Genomic DNA, 1,712 nt, shown 5'->3' with positions numbered 1-1,712 from the left:
ACCGGCCGCGTGCTGGAGCTGTTCACCACGGAGCCCGGGCTGCAGTTCTACTCGGGGAACTTCCTGAACGGCGAAGCGGTGGGCAAAGGCGGTGTGCCGTACCGCCACCGCTGCGGGTTCTGCCTGGAGCCGCAGCACTTTCCCGACGCGCCCAACCAGCCCGCCTTCCCCAGCACCATCCTCCGCCCGGGCGAGCGCTACAGTTCGCGCACGGTCTACCGGTTCAGCGTAGCCCCGGACTAGCCCTCGCATGAGTGGAGGCCTCGGCCCTGCCGGGGCGACTGAAGTCGCGGCAACAACGGCCCAAAGTCCGCCTTCGCGGACTGTACGCGCAGTCATGTGCGCCAAGCCAGCCGAGACGCGTTTCAGGTCTCCCCCTCCCCTGCGCAGCGGGGGACGGGGGCCGGGGGGAGGGGCCTCCCGCGGCATGCGATCCAGCCGATCGAACCCCCACCCAAGTGCTCCCCTCTCCCGCGCTGTTTGCGGCGCTGTTTGCGGGGGAGAGGGACCCTGCCCTCCCGCTGGAACCACCTTTGCAAACCGCGTCCGGCATTCTACGAACCTGCTACAACCCAGGAATCCCGGACGATGGACGTCAAAGGCACCTTCGGCCTGCTGAAGCGGGCGTTCAAGGACTTCTCCGACGACGAATGCCCGCGAATGGCGGCGGCGCTTTCGTATTACACGGTGTTCTCCCTGCCGCCGCTGCTGATCCTGATCCTGCTGATCGCGGGGATGGTGTTCGAGCCGGCACAGGTGCAGGAGGCGCTCGCCACGCAGATGGGGAGTCTGATGGGCTCCGCCGGCGCCGAAGAAGTGGGCACCATCATCCAGCAGTCGGAAAAGCCAGGCGGGCGCGGGCTGAAGGCCTTCCTGGGCATCGCGGCGGTGACGTTCGGCGCAACGGGTGCCTTCCTTCAGCTGCAGAGCGCGCTGAACCGGGCCTGGGAGGTGGAGCCCGATCCCGCCGCGGGCGGCATCAAGAACATGATCTTCAAGCGGGTGCTTTCGCTCGGGATGGTCCTCGGCATCGCCTTCCTGCTCCTCGTGTCGCTCGCCCTCAGCGCCGCGATCTCTGCGCTGGGCGGGTTCATCGGGCAGATCATCCCGGGCGCGAACGAGGTGGTGCTCCACATCTTCAACTTCATCTTTTCGCTGGTGGTGATCACCGGCCTGTTCGCCGCCATCTTCAAGGTGCTTCCCGACGCGCGGATCGCGTGGAAGGACGCGCTCGTGGGCGCCGTGTTCACCGGCCTGCTCTTCGTCATCGGCAAGTTCGCGCTGGGCTACTACCTGGGCCGCAGCAACCCGGGCGAGGCGTTCGGCGCGGCGGGGTCGCTGGCGCTGGTGCTGGTGTGGATCTACTACTCGTCGATGATCATCCTTTTCGGCGCCGAGTTCACGCAGATCTGGGCGGTGGAGCGCGGAAGCGGGATCGAGCCGGAACCCGGGGCGCGGCGCATGAACGACGAGATCGGCGGCCCGGAGGCACAGGGCAAGAAGGGCAGGCCCACCGGCAAGTCCGCCAAGCGCGCCGCCGCGCTGAAGAACGACCCCAACAACGTTACGGTGCAGGAGCCTGACTCGCGCGTGGAGCAGCGGCTGCCGGAGTAGTCGCCGGCTCTTCGGGACGTTTCACGCAGAGGCCGCAGAGATGAAAGAGAGGACGCAGAGCCGCTTGCAAGCGTCTCTGCGTCCTCTCCGTTTTCTCT

Annotated in this window: 1 protein-coding gene and 1 pseudogene; both read left to right on the top strand. The window is 67.2% G+C overall.

Annotated elements, in window-relative coordinates; genetic code table 11:
- Positions 1-243, top strand: a pseudogene (locus VIB55_RS20015) (galactose-1-epimerase); the annotation flags it as partial.
- Between the two features lie 345 nt (positions 244-588).
- Positions 589-1,614 (top strand): YihY/virulence factor BrkB family protein, encoded by a 1,026-nt coding sequence (locus VIB55_RS20010; RefSeq protein WP_331878437.1) that lies wholly within the window; start codon positions 589-591, stop codon positions 1,612-1,614.
- Positions 1,615-1,712 lie beyond the last annotated feature (98 nt).

Origin of the sequence: Longimicrobium sp., from assembly GCF_036554565.1 — a bacterium.
Taxonomy (GTDB): domain Bacteria; phylum Gemmatimonadota; class Gemmatimonadetes; order Longimicrobiales; family Longimicrobiaceae; genus Longimicrobium.
The sequence above is the reverse complement of the archived record's forward strand: the minus strand, read 5'-3'. Positions and strand labels throughout refer to the sequence as shown.